Raw genomic sequence first — 19,495 nt, forward strand, 5'->3', positions numbered from 1 at the left:
ATCAGACATTTCTTGCATACGCGCATTAGATGTAATGTCATGAATTAACGCCTCTTTTATCTTGTGCTCATGAGTTATAGTGAAGTTTATCTAATAAATGTCACTATTTTTGCTTGATTTATCTACGCGCGTAGATAGACTATGCCCATAGTGATAACTCACGGTGCCAGAGACGAAGTTGGCCTTGAGATGACCCAGTTACATTTGCCTTACTAATGCGATCGATGAAAATTACATCGGCGGGAACAGGCGAAGAAGCGGATTCCAACACCAGGGAATTCATTACTGATTTTTCATCCAGGTTTGCCTACTGAACGTCGCCACCGGGGAGTTCCGCTTGTTGCAAGGGAACTGACCCACGGAAGGGCGTTTGCTGTTTTTACCTCATTCAGGGATTGGGTTATGACGGTTTCGCAACAAAGCTCACTGACATCCTCCTCAGCTGCCGACGCGCGGCTTGAAACATCATCCGGCCGCAAAGATTTCTGGCGCGCCACGTTCTCGTGCTGGCTCGGCACCGCGATGGAATATGCGGATTTTGCGCTGTATGGCCTCGCTGCCGGCATTATCTTTGGTGATGTCTTCTTCCCCGAAGCCACGCCGACTATCGCCTTGCTCTCGAGTTTTGCCACCTGGTCGGTTGGCTTTATTGCCCGCCCGATTGGTGCCTTGCTTTTCGGCTGGATCGGCGATCGTAAAGGCCGCAAAACGGTGATGATCTCGACCATCATTCTGATGGGCGCCTCCACAACATTAATCGGTTTGATTCCCTCCTATGCCAGCATTGGCGTTTGGGCACCGGCGTGTCTGGTGCTGCTGCGCTTTACCCAGGGTTTGGGGGCGGGCGCAGAGTTGTCCGGCGGCACAGTGATGCTGGGCGAATACGCGCCGGTTGAGCGTCGCGGTTTGGTCTCGTCGGTGATTGCGCTGGGCTCAAACAGCGGCACGCTGATCGCCTCGCTGGTTTGGCTGGCGGTGATCCAGATGGACAAAGAGAGCTTGCTGGCGTGGGGCTGGCGTATTCCGTTCCTCAGCAGCGTACTGATTGCGGTGGTGGCGTTGTGGATTCGTCGTCATCTGCGAGAAACGCCGGTGTTTGAACGCCAGCAGGCGGAATTGCAGGCCGAACGAAACGCCACGCTGGCGCAGGTGAAAGCAGAAGTGGATGCGCGCAGTTTCTGGCGTCGCACCCGCGCCTTCTGGACCATGGTGGGTTTACGCATCGGCGAAAACGGCCCTTCTTATCTGGCGCAGGGCTTTATCGTCGGTTACGTCGCCAAAGTGCTAATGATCGATAAGTCGGTGCCCACCACCGCGGTGTTCATCGCCTCGTTACTTGGCTTCGTGATTATTCCGTTTGCCGGTTGGCTGTCGGATCGCTTCGGTCGCCGTATAACCTATCGTTGCTTCTGCTTATTGCTGATGTTCTACGCCTGGCCCGCCTTTAGCCTGATGGACAGCCGCGACCCGACGATTGTCATCGCGGTGATTGTGGTCGGCATGGCGCTGGCATCGCTGGGTATTTTCGGCGTGCAGGCAGCGTGGGGCGTCGAGATGTTTGGCGTGAAGCGTCGTTATACCAAGATGGCGGTAGCGAAAGAGCTAGGGTCTATCCTTTCAGGAGGCACCGCACCATTAGTGGCGGCGGCGCTGCTGTCGTTTACCGGACACTGGTGGCCGATCGCGGTTTACTTCACGGCGATGGCCAGCATCGGTTTTCTCACCACTTTCGTGGCGCCGGAAACGCGCGGACGCGATCTCAATCTGCCGGAAGATGCCATCTGACCAGCAGGATCGCGTAAATCACAACCCCCATTGGCCGGATATTCCGGCCAATGGCATTTACGCAGGGGCAAAGGAATGGCGAAATCTCCAACCGGAAACGTAACGCGCACGGACGTGGCAAAAATCGCCGGCACCTCGGTGGCGGTGGTCAGTTACGTGATCAATAACGGCCCGCGTCCGGTGGCAGAAGCCACGCGTCAGCGCGTGCTGGAGGCGATTAAACAGACCGGCTATCGCCCCAACGCGGTAGCGCGCGCGCTGGCTTCGGGCAGCACTAAAACCTTTGGTTTAGTGGTGCCAAACATCGGCAATCCCTTTGTTGCCTCGATGGCGCACATGCTGTTGCAGGAGTCGATGAATCACGGCCACGTCATGCTGTTGGGGGATGCCGGCGACGATCGCAAACGCGAGCTGGAGATTATTCAGGGCCTGTTAAATCGTCAGGTTGATGGCCTGTTTTACAACAGCGTCGATCGCCATCCCTACATCGATGTGATTCAGGCCAGCGGTACGCCGCTGGTGATGCTGGATCGCATTGAGCCGCGTCCAGGCGTTGGCATGCTGCGCGTCAATGAGCGCGAAGCGGCGTGCCAGGTGACCGCGCATCTGCTCAGCCACGGTTATCAGCAGGTGGGCATGATCAGCGGTCCACTGGACATGCTTAACGCGCAGGACCGTATTCACGGCTGGCGCGATGCGCTGGCGCAGAAAGGGTTGCTGGCAGATGAGGCAATGATTTTCCCTGCCAGCTACACGCGGCAGGGCGGTTACGACGCCGCGCAGCGCATGGTGGCCAGCGGTCGTGTGCCGCGCGCGCTGTTTACCAGTAATGAAGGCCAGGCGATTGGCTGCATTCGTGCGCTGTCGGAGCATGGACTGCGCGTGCCGCAGGATGTCGCGCTGGTGTGTTTTAACGGTACCGATCAGTCGGCGTTTCATGTGCCGACGCTCACCACCGTACGTCAGCCGCTGCGCGATATGGCGCGCAGTGCGATTGCCATGCTTAAAAATTGGGATGGCGACGCAAAGCTGGCGGAATTTCCTCACCATTTAGAAATCGGTGAGTCCTGTGGCTGCCAGCTTACTCAACAAGAATAAAATTATAACACTATGAAAAGATTGATTATTGATTGTGATCCGGGAAACGGTATAGCGGGCGCCAATACCGACGACGGCCTCGCGCTGGCGTTAGCATTGGCCTCAAAGTCACTGTCGCTGGAATTGATTACCACTGTAACCGGCAACACGCCGAGCGCGGTGGGTGCGCAGGTCGCGAAAGATCTGCTGCAGCGGCTGGGACGCAACATTCCGGTGGTGCAGGGCGCGCTGCAGGCGCTGCGTGAAGATCCTGCGCCGTGGCGTGCGCGTCTTGATAACGTTGCTGATGAAAAGCTCGGTGAACTGTGGCGCGGCGTTCGTCAACCGCAGCGTATTCCGGCGGATGGACATGATGCGGCTGGCGTGATGGGCCAACTGATTTGTGACAATCCCGGCGAGTTTACGCTGGTAGCCATCGGCCCGTTGACCAACGTGGCGCTGGCACTGCAGCGTTATCCAGAGATGGCTGAATCGGTGGCAGAGATTGTGATTATGGGCGGCGTGTTCGCGCTGGATGATTACATCAAAGACACCAATTTTGGCCTCGATCCGGAAGCCGCGCATCAGGTGCTGCACAGCGGTGCTGCCATCACGCTGGTACCGATGGACGCCACCACGCAAACCCTGATGACACAGCAGGATCTCACGCGGCTGACCGCTAACGATCATCCGTTGCCGCAGTTTGTGCGCGAGACGTTGCGGCCGTGGATCGATTATTCGATCCGCACCCGTCATCTGCCAGGTTGCTGGATACACGACGCGCTGGTGGTGGCGTGGCTGTTGAATCAGCGTGTCGCCGACGGCGTGGATTATCATGTGGATATTGAGCTGCGGCCTGGCGCCACGCGCGGCAAAAGCTGGCGTTATCGCACGCCGCTGCGGCTGGATATTGGCGTGCCACCGCAGACCGGCGCCTTGGTGCATGTGATTCAAACCGTTAATAATGCGCTGCTGCTTGAGATGATCGAAAAGGCATTTAATCAGTTATAAAACCGTTGACTGCACCTGCCGTAACGGCGCGATAAAACGCGCCGCTACAGGATATTTCCTCCATCAATGACACGTTTTTTTACACCGCGCATCACTCGCTGACAATTCCTACCACAGCCCGCCTTTCTGACATGCTATATACAAATAGTTAACAAATTAGTAACCCGTGAAATTATTTGCGCGGTAACTTCTACTATAAATCCGGCCAACGAACCGGAAGCTCATCAGACAGGATACCAACATGTTCAACTGGACTGCGACCCAGCGCAACGTGGCTTTTGCCAGTTTCGCGAGCTGGACGCTGGATGCGTTCGACTTCTTCATCTTAGTGTTTGTCCTCAGCGATCTTGCCCAGTATTTCCATACCAGCGTCTCCGATGTTTCTCTTGCCATCATGCTCACGCTCGCCGTGCGCCCGATCGGCGCGCTGTTGTTTGGTCGGCTGGCGGAGAAGTATGGCCGCCGACCGATTTTGATGCTCAATATCGTGATGTTCTCGGCGTTTGAGCTGCTGTCGGCGTGGTCGCCCACCTTCACGGCGTTCCTCGGTTTCCGCGTGATTTACGGCGTGGCGATGGGGGGGATTTGGGGCGTGGCGTCGTCGCTGGCGCTGGAAACCATTCCGGATCGCTCGCGCGGCTTGATGTCCGGCATCTTCCAGGCTGGTTATCCGTGCGGCTATCTGCTGGCGTCGGTGATTTTTGGTTTGTTCTTCGAAACGGTCGGCTGGCGCGGCATGTTCCTGATTGGCGCGTTGCCGATTCTGCTGCTGCCGTTTATCTACTTCAAAGTGCCGGAATCGCCGGTGTGGCTGGCGGCGCGCGAGCGGAAAGAGAGCAATGCGCTGCTGCCGATTATCCGCCAGCACTGGAAAATCTGTATCTATATGGTGCTGCTGATGGCCTGCTTTAACTTCTTCAGCCACGGTACGCAGGATCTCTATCCCACCTTCCTGAAAGTGCAGCATCAGTTTGATCCGCACACCGTCAGCATCATTGCCATCAGCTACAACATCGCGGCGATGCTGGGCGGCATTACCTTTGGTGCACTCTCCGAGCGCATTGGCCGCAAGCGCGCGATTATTCTGGCGTCATTCCTCGCGCTGCCGGTGTTGCCGCTGTGGGCCTTCTCCAGCGGTTCATGGATGATCGGTATCGGCGCGTTTCTGATGCAGTTTATGGTGCAGGGCGCGTGGGGCGTGGTGCCGACCTATCTTACCGAACTGGTGCCCGCCAATGCGCGCGCGGTGCTGCCGGGCTTTGTCTATCAGCTGGGGAATTTGATCGCCTCCGTGAATGCGACGCTGCAGTCGCGTATCGCCGAGGCGCACGGCGGCAATTATGGTTTGGGCATGGCGATTGTCGCCGGAACGGTGGCGGTGCTGATTTGCGTATTAGTGGCCTTTGGTCGCGAGACGCGCGGCATCGAAATCTCCGGTGCCGCCGCGCGCGAGTCGTCTTAAAGCGCCTCGCAGACGTCAACCCATTTCGCCGCGGTGAGTTCCGCCATGCGCTGCGGCGAAATGCGCACCGCGCTATGAATCGATCCGGCTGCGGGCAGCACTTCATCAAAGCTGCGCAGCGACACATCGCAATAGACGGTAAGCGGATTTTCCAGCCCGAACGGGCAAACGCCGCCGACCGGATGTCCGGTCCAGTTCACCACCTCATCCACGCTTAACATGCGCGCCTTGGCGCCGAGCGCAGCTTTCAGCTTGCGGTTGTCGAGACGCGCATCGCCGCGCGTAACGATCAGCACGATGGCATCTTTCACTTTCAGCGACAGGGTTTTGGCGATTTGCCCAGGCTGAACGCCATGAACGCGTGCGGCCAGCTCAACGGTGGCGGTGCTTTCCGGCATCTCGATGATGTCGATATCCGGTGCATGTTCGGCAAAGAAGTGCCGTACCGACTCCAGGCTCATTGTTATCTCCGGTAAAAACAGAGCCGAAAAAATGCCATAAGCCTGGAAAAGTGTAAACGGGAGAAAAGGAGAATCTGTAACAGAATGCGCGGGGGCTACACCGCTTTTAACGTGCAGTTACCGCAACGTTCTACATCGGGGATACGATAGCGCTGGCAGCAGCTGCGTCGTTCCATTTCGCCATTACGCGGGATCATGGTGCGATACAGCGGATTATCGCTGCCATCGAGCAGGGATTTGCTGAAAAATAGCGCCTGTTCCAGCTGCAAAATCGTCTCTTCTGGCAACTGGTTTTTCAATTCGCCAAGGAACCAGTAAAACGAAAAGCCCATGTTGTTCCAGATAAGCTTCGCATTGATATCACCGTGCTGCGTCATGCCGTTAACCGCCGGAATCAGGCATTGCTGAATCAGGCGATCGATACGCTGCTGGGCATTGAGGTAGCGCGCATCCTCATCTTCCTGCACATCCAGCCAGAAAGCGCACGGATGGCCGTTTTCGTGGAACTCAACGTGAATCAGATGCGGCGAGCAGTTCAGCGCACGCGGTTCCTGCAATAACGCCATCATCAGCGGTGGCAGCAGCAGGCCAAAATACCACTGCGCCCACAGCGATTGCAGCGGCTTAGCTTCCTGCTGCACATCAGGATGATCGCGATAGAGATAATCGCTGTAGCGCTGCGTCAGGCGGCGATAGTGAAGCGGATTGGACCATTCAGCCAGAGTTAACGTCCCGGCGGGTGCCGGCTGGCCAAGCTTGAGGTTATCCAGCATGTAGCTGCGTTGATCGCGCATCAGATCTTCCAGTGCGCTCGCTAAACTGCGATCGCTCTGCATAAAGATCAGTGGATGCTCGCTGAAGCGATGATCCTGACGCGTGATGATGGCCATGCCGGTCCTGAGTGATAACGGGAATCGAGAGACAAATGATAATCGTTCCCAGCATTTTGAACAACATTTCTGCACATGCAACTGTTAACGCACATTTCGTCGCGGCGCGTTTTATCGCGCAATAAATTGCGCCGCGACGAGGTGTGCGTTGGGTAATGACAAGGCTTTATATCAGTTCATTACTCGCCTGCGTCAATTTCGGCAAATCCTCCCACGCCAGAATAGTGTTACGTCCCTGATTTTTCGCCACATACAGCGCGCGGTCAGCATTGGCGACTGCCTGGTCAAAATCGTCAGCAAAGATGGGCGCGATGCCAGCGCTGATGGTGACGTGCGTCGAGACTTTCTCATTGAAGCGGTGCGGAATTTCCAAATCCACCACGTACTGACGAATGCGTTCAGCCAGTTTCATTGCGATTGAGGCGTTTACATTGGTCATCAGCACCAGAAACTCTTCGCCACCGTAGCGTGTGACCACATCGCGCGAACGCACCGCGTCGCGGATCGCCACGGACACGCGCGCCAGCGCCTGATCGCCCATCGCATGGCCGTAATTGTCGTTGTAGGCTTTGAAGTGGTCGATATCCAGCAGCAGCACAAAGTGGCTGCCGGCGTGGTTTTCCAGAATGGTATCAAGGCGATTCTTCAATCCACGGCGGTTGTACAAGCCGGTAAGCGGATCGAGCATGCTCAAATCGCTGAAGCTCTCTTTTTCCTCATACAGCTGGCTAACCAGCCGACGGGTGAAGGTATCAAAGCGACGACGCATTAAATGGTGCAGTGAAAAGCCGATTAATGGCAGCGTAATGGTGAATAAGATCATCATTAAATGCTGACCATCATCCAATAACAGCACGGTTAATACCGGCGGTGTGATGTGTAAACAGAATGCAATCAAATAATCACTCAGCGCAATGGCACTGATAAAGAACACGCTTAACAGGCTGATAATTAAAAAGCTGCCATCAAAATAGTAAACCAGATGATATCTGTGGTTAATATGCCACGCCCACAGCGCACCCAAAATAAAAGCCACAGGATTTAATAGCGGTAATTTTTGTTTTGACGCCATTAAGCAAATAACCAGCAGCGTGGAGCTGAAGCCCGCTACAACGTCCACCGGCAGCGAGCGTATTGGGCTATCGCTGCCTAAAATCGGCAGCAGGCAAAAAAGCGAAACGGCGACATTAAGAAACAGAAATAGCATCAGCGACAGCCGATATTTACTCTGTTTCAACTCATCATAAGATTGTAATTTCATTATTATTCTCGTGACAGCCCTGATATATCAAAGCGCTACCCGCAAGTAATAGTTTACCTACCCGGATAGAGAGCACGTTATTGTTGTGTTAGCGATATTGTTATCGGCGGCAATTTAGCATTTTCCAGTAATTCTGTCATCCGGCATGGCTTGCGACAAAAATTCGCTGCAAGATGAGAAATATTGTCATATGATAATGCGAATATTTATCATTTGAGGGTTGCGCGATGATCATGGCGATAATAGCCGCCTGCGGACTATGGGGCGTGAGCTGGGTAATGGGTAAACGTCTGGATAGCGGTTGGGGCGTGTTATTACCCTGCGCGGCGATGCCGATTTTTGCGTTATGGGAACCGAGTTTCAGTCAATGGCGAGTGGTGATGATTGTGGCACTGCTGCTGACCGTGGTGATGCTGTTTCACCATCGCCTGCGTCACTATCTGTTGCTGCCATCTTGTCTGGCATTGGCGGGCGGCTTAGCGGCGGTGTCGGTCAATTTCCACGTTATCTGATCAAATCGCAGAAACGACAACATCACGCTGAGAGCGTGAAGTTCGTTGAAAAATCTTTCGGGGGATTTACTGCTCGAAAGGAGTGACAACTGTTGGTGCGAAGGGAGGGACTTGAACCCTCACGTCCGTAAGAACACTAACACCTGAAGCTAGCGCGTCTACCAATTCCGCCACCATCGCATCTTAGTTGTCTGTTTATATCGTCGCATTGGTGCGAAGGGAGGGACTTGAACCCTCACGTCCGTAAGAACACTAACACCTGAAGCTAGCGCGTCTACCAATTCCGCCACCATCGCTCAGTGCGCAGATATAAACTGTGTGATTTTAGTTTGGTGCGAAGGGAGGGACTTGAACCCTCACGTCCGTAAGGACACTAACACCTGAAGCTAGCGCGTCTACCAATTCCGCCACCATCGCAAACTAACAACACCCTAAAGTATTGCTAACCACGGAGGCGCATTTTAGAGATTTTACTCATTGCGTCAACACATATTTCGCGACGGCAAAACGATCGCTGTAAAAAGCAACGTTTCTGCCGCCGCGCTGCTGTTAACGCGTTTTGGCACCGCGACCATATACGGCGCGATAGACTTTGAAGCGTCCGGTTTGCGCCAGCACTTCGTGATTGCCGAAGGTTTCATCCAGAATCTGTGGATACGGCAGGAAGGCGTTAGCCACGATACGCAGTTCGCCGCCGCTGTTCAGATGCTTAAGCGCACCGCGAATCAGCGTGTTAGCCGCTTCAAGGCTGGTTTGCAGGCCATCGTGGAACGGCGGGTTGGAGATGATCATGTCGAAACGGCCGGTAACGTCAGAGAACACGTTACTGGCAAACACTTCACCCTCCAGTTCATTGGCGGCCAGCGTGGCTTTACTCGCTTCAATCGCAGCAGCATGCACATCGCACAGCCACAGACGCACGCGCGGCGACACTTTCGCCATCACAGTTGCCAGCACACCGCTGCCACAACCGATATCCAGCACTTTGCCACGGAAATGCGGCGTCAGCGTGGAGAGCAGCAGATCGCTGCCGATATCCAGACCATCACGGCTGAACACGCCCGGCAAGGTATGGATGGTGAGATCCTCGAGCTGATAAGTATGGCCGTAGCTGCTGGCATCAAAGGTTGGCTGCTTATCGAGACGACCGTGATACAGGCCACAACGACGCGCGCTATCAACTTTCTCCAGCGTCGCCCACGCTTCCAGCATGCCTTCGGCGCTGCGCACGCCGCTGCGGTTTTCACCCACCACGAAGATATCGCAGCCTACCGGCAGCAAAGAGAGCAGGTTTTGCAGCTGGTACTGCGCTTCGGGTTTGTTCTTCGACCAGTAATAAACCAGCGTATCGCAGCCTTCAACATCGGCAGCGGTTGCAACCATGCTGTAAACCGCACGTTCACCAAGGCGATGGCTTAGGTTCTGCCAGTGATGATATTGCTGGGTATGCACGCGGCTCGACGCGGTTTCTAGCTGGGCGGGCAGGTCATCCTGCAGGTCGCCAGCAAACAAAACGTTGCGGGCAGTAAATTCATCACTGTGGCGCAGAATCACTTCGCTGGCCGGGGTAAAAGCAGACATGGAGCACTCCTGTTAAATCAGAGCCGCGATTATAGTGCTTTGTTGGCGCATGTTCGATGGGTTTGCTAGCATAGCGTCGCATTCTGGCAGCATAACGGGTAATAGCATGAGCACAAGGCGCGACTGGCTTCTACAGCAAATGGGGATTACGCAGTATCAGCTGCGGCGTCCGCGCGTGCTGCAAGGGGAAATTGCCGTCACGCTTTTGCCCGACACGCGTTTGGTTTTGGTGGCCGAACAGGCACCCACGCTACAAGAACCGCTGATTCGCGACGTGCTGCGCGCGCTGAACATTCAACCCGCGCAGGTCATGGCGTTAACGCCAGACCAGCTGCAAATGCTGCCGGAGCAGGTCGATTGCGCCGGTTGGCTGCTGGGCGTTGAGAGCGAACATCCCTTTAACGGCATTACCTTCAACACCGCCGTTTTCAATGAACTGATCAGCAGCGGCGCAGCAAAACGTGCCCTGTGGCAACAGATGTGTAACCATGACAGCCATCTCTTTAGTCACCCCTGAAGACCAGCCGCAGCTGCTGGCGATTGAGCGCCGCGCGCATGCCTTTCCGTGGAGCGAGCAGACGTTTAGCAGCAATCAAGGCGAACGTTTCGTTAATATCCGCATTGAAGTTGAAGGTAAGCTGGCCGGATTCGCCATCACCCAAGTGGTGCTGGATGAAGCGTCGCTGTTCAATATTGCGGTGGATCCCGACTTCCAGCGCCGCGGCCTGGCGCGCCAGCTGTTGCAGCATCTGATTGCTGAGCTCGAGCAGCGCGACGTGATGACGCTGTGGCTGGAAGTGCGCGCCTCAAATATGCCGGCGATTGCGTTGTATGAGCAGCTGGATTTCCATCAGGTGAGCGTACGCCCCAACTATTATCCCACTGCCAGCGGACGAGAAGATGCCATCATTATGGCGCTAACGCTTTAAGGAGCACCATGCTAAACGATTGGGACTGCATCCTGTTTGATGCAGACGAAACGCTTTTCCATTTCGATGCTTACGCTGGTTTGCAGCGCATGTTTGCCCGCTATGACGTGCAATTTTCTGCGCAGGATTACACCGATTATCAGGCGATCAACAAGCCGCTGTGGGTCGATTACCAGAACGGCACCATTTCCGCACTGCAGCTGCAAACGCGCCGCTTCACCTTGTGGGGCGAAAAGCTGAGCGTCGCACCCGAAGTACTCAACAGTGATTTCCTCAGCGCAATGGCCGATATCTGCCTGCCGCTGGAAGGCGCAGCCCACCTGTTATCAACGCTGAAAGGCAAAGTGAAAATCGCTATCATCACCAACGGTTTCACTGCGTTACAGCAGGCGCGACTTGAGCGTACCGGATTCCTCGATGTGTTTGATGCGCTGGTGATTTCTGAAGAAGTTGGCGTACCGAAACCTGACGTGGCGATTTTTGATCACACGCTGGCCTTGCTGGGCAACCCGGATCGCAGCCGCGTGCTGATGGTCGGCGATACGCCAGAATCAGATATTCTCGGCGGCATGAATGCCGGCCTGAAGACCTGCTGGATCGATCACGGCACGCGTCCGTTACCCGATCACATCACGCCAACCTGGCAGGTGAAAACGCTGGCCGAGCTGGAAGCGATTTTGACTGAAGGTTAAAAGTATCTATTCATCGTTACCATCGTGATGATGCTGAGAAGCCCGCTGTGCGGGCTTTTTTTATGTTATTATCTATGCATGAATCTATTCATTAATCTATTCATCAGACAAGGTGGCGGCAATGGCTGAGCTACAAAGTTTGCTGCTGGAAGGACCGCTTAGCGCGGCGGATCTGCTGGCTCGATTGCATATCAGCCAGGCCACGCTTTCACGCCAACTGTGTCAGCAGCCGCAGATTATCAAATGGGGCAAAGCGCGCGCGACGCGTTATGCGTTGCTGCGGCCCATCCGGGGTGAAAGCCGCTTCCCGCTGTATCGTATTTCTGCTGAAGGTCAGGCATCGCCCGCTGGCATCCTTTTGCCAACCTGGCCGCAGGGCAGTTGTCTGCATCTGGACCAGCACGATCAAGGCCGCTTTTATGACGGCTTACCGTGGTTCCTGCAGGAGATGCGTCCGCAAGGTTTTCTGGGCCGACAATGGGGCCGTGAATACGCGCCACAGCTCGGGCTGACGGATGATATTCGTCTCTGGAGTGATGAGCAGTGCCTGATGGCGCTGGCAAGCGGCGGCATCGATATGCCGGGCGCTTTTATTGTTGGCGACATGACATACCAGCGTTGGCTGCAACAGCCCGCACCGCAAGCCATCAGCGAGGCGCAAAAAATCGCGCGTTATCCGCTGATGGCACAACAGGCGCTGAGCGGCGATGAACCGGGCTCATCGGCTGGCGGCGAACAACCGAAATTCCTGTGCTATGCCGCAACGGCGAATGGCGATCGTCATTGTCTGGTGAAATTTACCGTCGCCCGTCAAAGTGATAATGCTGAGCGCTGGCGTGATTTGTTACGCGCGGAGCATCTGGCGTTGCAACATTTACTGGCGGCGGGATTGCCTGCCGCACATAGCCAGCTGATTGATAGTGAAGGACAATTGTTCCTCGAAGTGCAGCGTTTTGATCGCATTCATCAACGTGGTCGACGCTGCATGAGTTCATTAGAAGCGGTAAGCGCAGAGTTTATCGGCCATCAACAACACTGGCCGGATGCGCTGCGTGAGTTGCAGCGTCAGCAACGTGTTGATGCGGTAGCGGTTGAACGCGGGACTTTGCAGTGGGCGTTTGGACGACTGATTGCCAATAGCGACATGCACGCGGGCAATCTGTCTTTCTTTACTGATGAAGAACGTTTCAGCCTGACACCGGCTTACGACATGCTGCCGATGGCGCTGGCGCCCAATTCTCAGGGGCACATGCGCGATGAAGTCAAACTGACGCTGGATTTCGCGCTGTCAGGCGCCGTGTGGCGCGCTGCCAGCGCTATGGCGAAAATCTACTGGCAGGCGATTGCAGAGGATGCTGCGTTCAGCGCGAACTTCCGCAGCATTGCCGGGCAGGCATTACAGCAACTGGAAGCGATGGAAGTAACAATGCATAAAATGGCTTAACGCTCTTTTTCAGTCTCTGTGGTTGCTGCCGCCGCCTCTTCTTGCTCTTTCTCTTTATCCTCTTTCACCGTGCGGCTCGCCGTTAGCAGGAACGGCGATTGCTGCCAGCGGGTGCGACGGTCGCGCAGCAGGGTGCGCGTCAGGATAATGCCGATGGCCAGCGCCAGTAACATCATCAGGCGCAGGATGTTGGTGGTGTTATCCACCTGACGTGATTCCGTCACCAGCACGTGAGTATCCAGCGTGACGCGCAGGAAACCTTGCGGGCCATCTTTGCCTTCCAGCGGCTGCACAATTTGATGGTTGAAGTAGCTACCAGCGCGTTTGCCATCCAGCGACAGCCGATCGCGCACATTAATGCTTTCGCCGCTGTGCGCCACCAGGCTGCCATCATCGGCGTAGACGGAAGCATCAAGAATGCGGCTGTTGTCGGTCATCTGATTGAGGATGGCGGCAATCTGCGTGCGGTTATCGTCGCTGTTATCCATCAACGGTTTAAGGCTAAACGCCACCTGTTTGGTCAGCGTGCGCGCCAGTTCTTCCACTTGTTCAGAGCGAGCCATTTGATGGCCGAGGCTAAACCAGGATGCGCCTTGCATCAGAACCACTAACAGAGCCAGCGAGATAAGAACAATCACCGTGCGATGCAGGCGAAATTTCAGTGCGGTTTTAACCATCAGAAACCCGTGTGATGTAACAGCAGAAAGGCTGGCAATTATGTTGCCAGAACCCGCGCAGACAAGGTAGCCTCTTGCGTGGTTTTGTTGTCCCTACAGGAGCTGTAATGCCAAATCGTCTTACCTGGTGCGATCTGCCCGCCGATGTTTCACTTTGGCCGGGTTTACCCCTTTCCCTCAGCGGTGATGAAGTGATGCCGCTGGATTACCGTGCTGGTCGGACTGGCTGGTTGCTGTATGGGCGCGGGCTCGATAAACAAAAACTCACCGATTATCAGCATAAGCTGGGGGCGGCGATGGTGATCGTCAGCGCCTGGAATGTCGATGAGTATCAGGTGATACGTCTGGCAGGCTCGCTGACGCCGCGCGCCAGCAAACTGGCGCATGAAGCCGGTTTTGATGTGGCACCGCTCGGCAAAATCCCGCATCTGAAAACGCCAGGTTTGCTGGTGATGGACATGGATTCCACCGCGATCCAGATTGAGTGCATCGATGAGATCGCCAAACTGGCGGGTTGCGGCGAGCAGGTGGCGGAAGTCACCGAGCGCGCGATGCGCGGCGAGCTGGATTTCAAAGCCAGCCTGCGCGAGCGCGTCGGCACCCTGGCGGGCGCCGATGCCAATATCCTGATGCAAGTGCGCGATGCGCTGCCGCTGATGCCAGGCTTAACCACGCTGGTGCAGAAGCTGCAGGCGCTGGGCTGGCAGGTGGCGATCGCCTCGGGCGGCTTTACCTTCTACGCCGACTATTTGCGCCAGACGCTGCATTTAGCCGCGGCGGTGGCCAACGAGCTGGAAATTCGCGACGGTAAGTTAACCGGCCAGGTGCTGGGACAAATTGTCGACGCCCAATTTAAAGCCGATACCCTGAACGATCTGGCACAGCGCTTTGAAATTGCTCCGGAACAAACCGTGGCGATTGGCGATGGTGCCAACGATCTGCCGATGATTAAAACCGCGGCGCTGGGTATCGCCTATCATGCTAAACCTAAAGTGAATGAGCAGACGGAAATCATCATCCGTCATGCTGACCTGATGGGTGTGTTCTGCATCCTGACCGGCAGCCTGATTCACGAAGAGCGTTAACTGAGGATTTGATTTGGCCAAAGCGGCAAAACGCGCCTTCGTTTGTAACGAATGCGGCGCTGATTATCCGCGCTGGCAGGGGCAATGCAGCGCCTGTCATGCGTGGAACACCATCACCGAGGTGCGCATTGCCGCCTCGCCTGCGGCGGCGCGTAATGAGCGCCTGAGCGGTTATGCCGGCGGCAACGCGGGCGTTAGCCGCGTGCAGAAGCTGTCGGAGATCAGCCTCGAAGCCCTGCCGCGTTTCTCAACCAGTTTCAAAGAGTTCGATCGCGTATTGGGCGGCGGCGTGGTGCCGGGCAGCGCCATCTTAATTGGTGGTAATCCGGGTGCCGGTAAATCGACGCTGCTGCTGCAGGTGATGTGCAAGCTGGCAGAAGGGATGAAAACCCTGTATGTCACCGGCGAAGAGTCACTGCAACAGGTGGCGATGCGCGCCCATCGTCTGGGATTACCGACCGAAAACCTCAATATGTTGTCGGAAACCAGCATCGAGCAGATCTGCCTGATCGCCGAGCAGGAGCAGCCGAAATTGATGGTGATCGACTCGATTCAGGTAATGCACATGGCGGAGATCCAATCCTCGCCGGGCAGCGTAGCGCAGGTGCGTGAAACGGCCGCCTACCTGACACGCTTCGCCAAAACGCGCGGCGTGGCGATCATCATGGTCGGTCACGTCACCAAAGACGGTTCGCTGGCCGGCCCGAAAGTGCTGGAACACTGTATCGACTGTTCGGTGATGCTGGATGGCGACGCTGATTCCCGTTTCCGCACCTTACGCAGCCATAAAAACCGCTTTGGCGCGGTGAATGAGCTGGGCGTGTTCGCCATGACCGAACAAGGCATGCGCGAAGTCAGCAATCCGTCGGCCATCTTCCTGTCACGCGGTGATGAGATCACCTCGGGCAGTTCGGTGATGGTGCTGTGGGAAGGTACGCGTCCGCTGCTGGTCGAGATTCAGGCGCTGGTGGACCATTCGATGATGGGCAATCCACGCCGCGTCGCGGTGGGTCTGGAGCAGAATCGCCTGGCAATCCTGTTAGCGGTACTGCATCGCCACGGCGGCTTGCAGATGGCGGATCAGGATGTGTTCGTTAACGTGGTCGGCGGCGTAAAAGTCACCGAAACCAGCGTCGATTTGGCGCTGCTGATGGCGATGGTATCGAGCTTCCGCGATCGTCCGCTGCCGCAGGATCTGGTGATCTTTGGTGAAGTGGGCCTTGCCGGCGAAATTCGCCCGGTGCCGAGCGGCCAGGAGCGCATTTCCGAAGCGGCGAAACACGGCTTTAAGCGCGCCATCGTCCCGGCCGGTAATGCACCGAAGAAACCGGTCGAAGGGATGAAGGTGTACAGCGCGAAGAAGCTGGCGGATGCGTTAGCGATTCTGGATGAGTTGTAAGTTTTACCGGTCGGCATGAATGCCGACCCTACGTTTGTAGGGTGCGCATTTATGCGCACCGTCTTAAAGGCCGCACCGCCCTTTATTCCACGCAGGAGGCACTAAATGTCATCGTTTGACTACCTGAAAACAGCCATTCGCCAGCAAGGCCACACGCTGCAGCAGGTTGCCGACGCCAGCGGAATGACCAAAGGCTACTTAAGCCAGCTGCTCAACGCCAAAATTAAAAGCCCGAGTGCGCAGAAGCTGGAAGCGCTGCACCGTTTTCTTGGCCTGGAATTTCCGCGCCGCGATAAAACCGTTGGCGTGGTGTTCGGGAAATTTTATCCGCTGCATACCGGCCACATCTATTTAATCCAGCGCGCCTGCAGTCAGGTGGATGAGCTGCATATCATCATGGGCCACGACGAGCCGCGCGATCGTGAACTGTTTGAAAACAGCGCCATGTCGCAGCAGCCGACCATCAGCGATCGACTACGCTGGTTGCTGCAAACCTTCAAATACCAGAAAAACATCCGCATCCATTCGTTTGACGAAGAGGGCATTGAACCTTATCCGCACGGCTGGGATGTGTGGAGCGGCGGCGTCAAAACCTTTCTGGCTGAGCAGGGCATTGAGCCGAATTGTATCTACACCAGTGAAGAGCCGGATGCCGCGATGTATGAGCAGCACCTCGGCATTCCGGCGGTGGTGATCGATCCCAATCGATCCTTTATGAACATCAGCGGCGGGCAGATTCGTCAGGATCCGTTCCGCTACTGGGAATACATCCCGACCGAAGTGAAGCCATTCTTCGTGCGCACCGTGGCGGTGCTGGGCGGCGAGTCGAGCGGCAAATCAACGCTGGTGAACAAGCTGGCGAACATCTTCAACACCACCAGCGCATGGGAATATGGCCGCGATTATGTCTTCTCGCACCTCGGTGGCGACGAGATGGCGCTGCAATATTCCGACTACGACAAAATCGCGCTCGGTCAGGCCCAGTACATCGACTTCGCGGTGAAGTACGCCAGTAAAGTCGCCTTTATCGATACCGATTTCATCACTACGCAGGCGTTTTGCCTCAAGTACGAAGGTCGCGAGCACCCGTTTGTGCAGGCGTTAATTGATGAATACCGTTTCGACCTGGTGATTTTGCTGGAAAACAACGTGCCCTGGGTGGCGGATGGATTGCGCAGCCTCGGCAGCTCAATGGATCGTCGCGAGTTCCAGACCATGCTGATCACCATGCTGCGTGAAAACAATATTGAGTTTGTGCACGTTAAAGAAGATGACTATGACACGCGCTTCCTGCGTTGTGTCGAGTTAGTAAAGCAGATGCTGGGCAGCTGATTCAGCCATAAAAAAGGCGCCTAATGGCGCCTTTTTCACAGCAACAGACTTACTTCGTCATACGCTTGTACTTGATACGCTTCGGCTCGAGCGCGTCGGCGCCGAGGGTGCGTTTCTTATACTCTTCGTACTCGGTAAAGTTACCTTCGAAGAACTCCACTTTGCCTTCATCCTGATAATCGATGATGTGGGTGGCGATACGGTCCAGGAACCAACGGTCATGCGAGATCACCATGGCACAGCCCGGGAATTCCAGCAGGGCGTTTTCCAGCGCGCGCAGAGTTTCGATGTCGAGGTCGTTGGTTGGTTCATCAAGCAGCAGCAGGTTGCCGCCGACTTGCAGCAGCTTGGCGAGGTGCAGACGACCGCGCTCACCCCCTGACAGCTCACCCACGCGTTTGCCCTGATCGGTGCCTTTGAAGTTGAAGCGACCGACGTAAGCACGGCTTGGCATCTCGGTGTTGCCAACGCGCATAATGTCCTGACCGCCAGACACTTCTTCAAACACGGTTTTGGAATTGTCCATCGCGTCACGGAACTGATCAACCGACGCCAGCTTGACGGTTTCGCCCAGCTCGATGGTGCCGGAATCCGGTTGCTCCTGACCTGACATCATGCGGAACAGCGTAGATTTACCCGCGCCGTTCGGGCCGATGATGCCAACAATCGCGCCTTTCGGTACAGAGAAGGTCAGATCGTCGATCAGCACGCGATCGCCATACGATTTCTTCAGGTTGGTCACTTCCAGCACTTTGTCGCCGAGGCGAGCGCCAGGTGGAATGAAGAGTTCGTTGGTTTCGTTACGCTTCTGGTAATCGGTGTTGTTCAGCTCTTCAAAGCGTGCCAGACGGGCTTTGCCCTTCGACTGACGGCCTTTCGCGCCTTGACGCACCCACTCCAGCTCTTTCTCGATAGATTTGCGACGCGCCGCTTCAGAAGAAGCTTCCTGCGCCAGACGCTGATCTTTTTGCTCCAGCCAGGAAGAGTAGTTACCTTCCCACGGAATACCTTCACCGCGGTCCAGTTCCAGAATCCAGCCAGCCACGTTATCCAGGAAGTAACGGTCATGCGTGATCGCCACAACGGTGCCTTCGAAGTCGTGCAGGAAGCGCTCGAGCCACGCCACGGATTCGGCATCCAGGTGGTTGGTCGGTTCATCGAGCAGCAGCATGTCTGGCTTTTCCAGCAGCAGACGGCACAGCGCAACGCGGCGGCGCTCACCACCGGAAAGGGTAGCGATTTTGGCGTCCCAGTCTGGCAGACGCATCGCGTCGGCGGCACGGTTCAGCTGGGTATCGAGGTTGTGACCATCGTGCGCCTGGATCACTTCTTCCAGACGGCCCTGTTCCGCGGCCAGCTTGTCGAAATCCGCATCGGGATCGGCATACAGCGCATACACTTCGTCGAGGCGCTTCAGCGCGCCAACCACTTCTGAAACCGCTTCTTCAACGGATTCACGCACGGTGTGCTCCGGGTTCAACTGCGGTTCCTGCGGCAGATAACCCACATTGATGCCCGGCTGTGGGCGTGCTTCCCCTTCGATATCGGTATCGATACCGGCCATGATGCGCAGCAGCGTCGATTTACCCGAGCCGTTCAGGCCGAGTACACCGATTTTTGCTCCAGGGAAGAAGCTAAGAGAAATATTCTTCAGGATGTGACGCTTCGGCGGAACGACCTTGCCGACGCGATGCATGCTATAGACGAATTGAGCCACGTTGTATTGAGCCTTTTGGTCTGTGAGTTATGAACTTTAGGTACAGAAGTTTAGCTGTTTTCACCCTTTATTCATACCCGTCATACTTCGCGCTGCAGGTGCGTTGGCTGCGTGTGTCCACCCCAGTCACATACTAATGTATGCTCCTGGGGATGAACCCACTTGCCGCCTTCCTGCAAC

The 19,495-nt window shown here is 55.8% G+C and carries 18 protein-coding genes and 3 tRNA genes; 12 read left to right on the forward strand and 9 right to left on the reverse strand.

The features are described 5' to 3' along the window. Positions 1-402: 402 nt before the first annotated feature. The 4 genes from PO881_RS02900 (at position 403) to PO881_RS02915 (ending at position 5,335) form a co-directional block, all read left to right on the forward strand. Positions 403-1,785, forward strand: coding sequence for an MFS transporter (locus tag PO881_RS02900; RefSeq protein ID WP_280172433.1), 1,383 nt, complete (start codon positions 403-405; stop codon positions 1,783-1,785). A 75-nt stretch (positions 1,786-1,860) separates the two neighbouring features. Beyond that, positions 1,861-2,883: a LacI family DNA-binding transcriptional regulator gene (locus PO881_RS02905; RefSeq protein ID WP_101762194.1), complete on the forward strand. Its 1,023-nt coding sequence runs from the start codon at positions 1,861-1,863 to the stop codon at positions 2,881-2,883. Between the two features lie 12 nt (positions 2,884-2,895). Then, positions 2,896-3,873, forward strand: a complete 978-nt coding sequence (locus tag PO881_RS02910) for a nucleoside hydrolase (RefSeq protein ID WP_101762193.1) — start codon at positions 2,896-2,898, stop codon at positions 3,871-3,873. 241 nt (positions 3,874-4,114) lie between these two features. Next, entirely contained in the window at positions 4,115-5,335 is a 1,221-nt protein-coding gene (locus tag PO881_RS02915; protein ID WP_101762192.1) for an MFS transporter, read from the forward strand. Here PO881_RS02915 and PO881_RS02920 read toward each other — a convergent pair. From PO881_RS02920 to PO881_RS02930, 3 genes are all read right to left on the reverse strand, one after another. Continuing rightward, positions 5,332-5,796 carry a YbaK/EbsC family protein gene (locus PO881_RS02920; protein WP_008107722.1) on the reverse strand — a complete coding sequence of 155 codons (465 nt, stop codon included), beginning with the start codon at positions 5,794-5,796 and terminating at the stop codon, positions 5,332-5,334. The genes PO881_RS02915 and PO881_RS02920 overlap by 4 nt on opposite strands. Before the next feature lie 95 nt (positions 5,797-5,891). Further along, positions 5,892-6,686 (reverse strand): siderophore-iron reductase FhuF, encoded by a 795-nt coding sequence (gene fhuF, locus PO881_RS02925; protein WP_192412438.1) that lies wholly within the window; start codon positions 6,684-6,686, stop codon positions 5,892-5,894. Positions 6,687-6,852: 166 nt separating this feature from the next. After that, positions 6,853-7,947, reverse strand: coding sequence for a diguanylate cyclase (locus tag PO881_RS02930; protein WP_137385109.1), 1,095 nt, complete (start codon positions 7,945-7,947; stop codon positions 6,853-6,855). Positions 7,948-8,174: 227 nt separating this feature from the next. On the opposite strand from PO881_RS02930, the gene PO881_RS02935 reads away from it, so the two are divergent. Next, positions 8,175-8,459: a DUF1435 domain-containing protein gene (locus tag PO881_RS02935; protein ID WP_110867479.1), complete on the forward strand. Its 285-nt coding sequence runs from the start codon at positions 8,175-8,177 to the stop codon at positions 8,457-8,459. Between the two features lie 93 nt (positions 8,460-8,552). Here PO881_RS02935 and PO881_RS02940 read toward each other — a convergent pair. The 4 genes from PO881_RS02940 to rsmC all read right to left on the reverse strand — a co-directional run bounded on the left by PO881_RS02940 (position 8,553) and on the right by rsmC (position 10,040). Continuing rightward, a tRNA-Leu gene (locus PO881_RS02940) sits at positions 8,553-8,639 on the reverse strand. Between the two features lie 29 nt (positions 8,640-8,668). Beyond that, positions 8,669-8,755 (reverse strand) — tRNA-Leu (locus tag PO881_RS02945). Between the two features lie 34 nt (positions 8,756-8,789). Beyond that, a tRNA-Leu gene (locus PO881_RS02950) sits at positions 8,790-8,876 on the reverse strand. Positions 8,877-9,008: 132 nt separating this feature from the next. Next, entirely contained in the window at positions 9,009-10,040 is a 1,032-nt protein-coding gene (gene rsmC, locus PO881_RS02955) for a 16S rRNA (guanine(1207)-N(2))-methyltransferase RsmC (RefSeq protein ID WP_101762187.1), read from the reverse strand. A 106-nt stretch (positions 10,041-10,146) separates the two neighbouring features. Between rsmC and PO881_RS02960 the strand changes: the two genes are divergently transcribed. From PO881_RS02960 to yjjJ, 4 genes are all read left to right on the forward strand, one after another. Next, positions 10,147-10,557, forward strand: a complete 411-nt coding sequence (locus tag PO881_RS02960) for a DNA polymerase III subunit psi (protein WP_101762186.1) — start codon at positions 10,147-10,149, stop codon at positions 10,555-10,557. Further along, complete coding sequence (rimI, locus tag PO881_RS02965; RefSeq protein ID WP_101762185.1) at positions 10,529-10,969, forward strand: ribosomal protein S18-alanine N-acetyltransferase; 441 nt, start codon at positions 10,529-10,531, stop codon at positions 10,967-10,969. Before PO881_RS02960 ends, rimI begins: the two co-directional genes overlap by 29 nt. Before the next feature lie 8 nt (positions 10,970-10,977). Beyond that, positions 10,978-11,661, forward strand: coding sequence for a pyrimidine 5'-nucleotidase (gene yjjG, locus PO881_RS02970; protein ID WP_137385112.1), 684 nt, complete (start codon positions 10,978-10,980; stop codon positions 11,659-11,661). Positions 11,662-11,782: 121 nt separating this feature from the next. Beyond that, a complete protein-coding gene (yjjJ, locus tag PO881_RS02975; protein ID WP_280172434.1) occupies positions 11,783-13,105 on the forward strand; it encodes a type II toxin-antitoxin system HipA family toxin YjjJ in 1,323 nt (440 codons plus the stop codon). On the opposite strand, the gene PO881_RS02980 is transcribed toward yjjJ, so the two are convergent. After that, entirely contained in the window at positions 13,102-13,782 is a 681-nt protein-coding gene (locus tag PO881_RS02980) for a YtjB family periplasmic protein (protein ID WP_101762182.1), read from the reverse strand. The genes yjjJ and PO881_RS02980 overlap by 4 nt on opposite strands. A gap of 107 nt (positions 13,783-13,889) precedes the next feature. On the opposite strand from PO881_RS02980, the gene serB reads away from it, so the two are divergent. The 3 genes from serB (at position 13,890) to nadR (ending at position 17,598) form a co-directional block, all read left to right on the forward strand. After that, positions 13,890-14,867 (forward strand): phosphoserine phosphatase, encoded by a 978-nt coding sequence (gene serB, locus PO881_RS02985; RefSeq protein WP_101762181.1) that lies wholly within the window; start codon positions 13,890-13,892, stop codon positions 14,865-14,867. Positions 14,868-14,880: 13 nt separating this feature from the next. Further along, on the forward strand, positions 14,881-16,266 hold the full coding sequence (radA, locus tag PO881_RS02990) for a DNA repair protein RadA (protein ID WP_007886867.1): 1,386 nt from the start codon (positions 14,881-14,883) through the stop codon (positions 16,264-16,266). A 105-nt stretch (positions 16,267-16,371) separates the two neighbouring features. Beyond that, positions 16,372-17,598 carry a multifunctional transcriptional regulator/nicotinamide-nucleotide adenylyltransferase/ribosylnicotinamide kinase NadR gene (gene nadR, locus PO881_RS02995; RefSeq protein WP_110867484.1) on the forward strand — a complete coding sequence of 409 codons (1,227 nt, stop codon included), beginning with the start codon at positions 16,372-16,374 and terminating at the stop codon, positions 17,596-17,598. Between the two features lie 49 nt (positions 17,599-17,647). Here the strand turns inward: nadR and ettA are convergent, their stop codons facing one another. Beyond that, complete coding sequence (gene ettA / locus PO881_RS03000) at positions 17,648-19,315, reverse strand: energy-dependent translational throttle protein EttA (RefSeq protein ID WP_008101764.1); 1,668 nt, start codon at positions 19,313-19,315, stop codon at positions 17,648-17,650. Positions 19,316-19,495 lie beyond the last annotated feature (180 nt).

The sequence above is a fragment of the Pantoea sp. SS70 genome (assembly GCF_029866845.1).
Classification (GTDB): Bacteria; Pseudomonadota; Gammaproteobacteria; order Enterobacterales; family Enterobacteriaceae; genus Pantoea; species Pantoea leporis.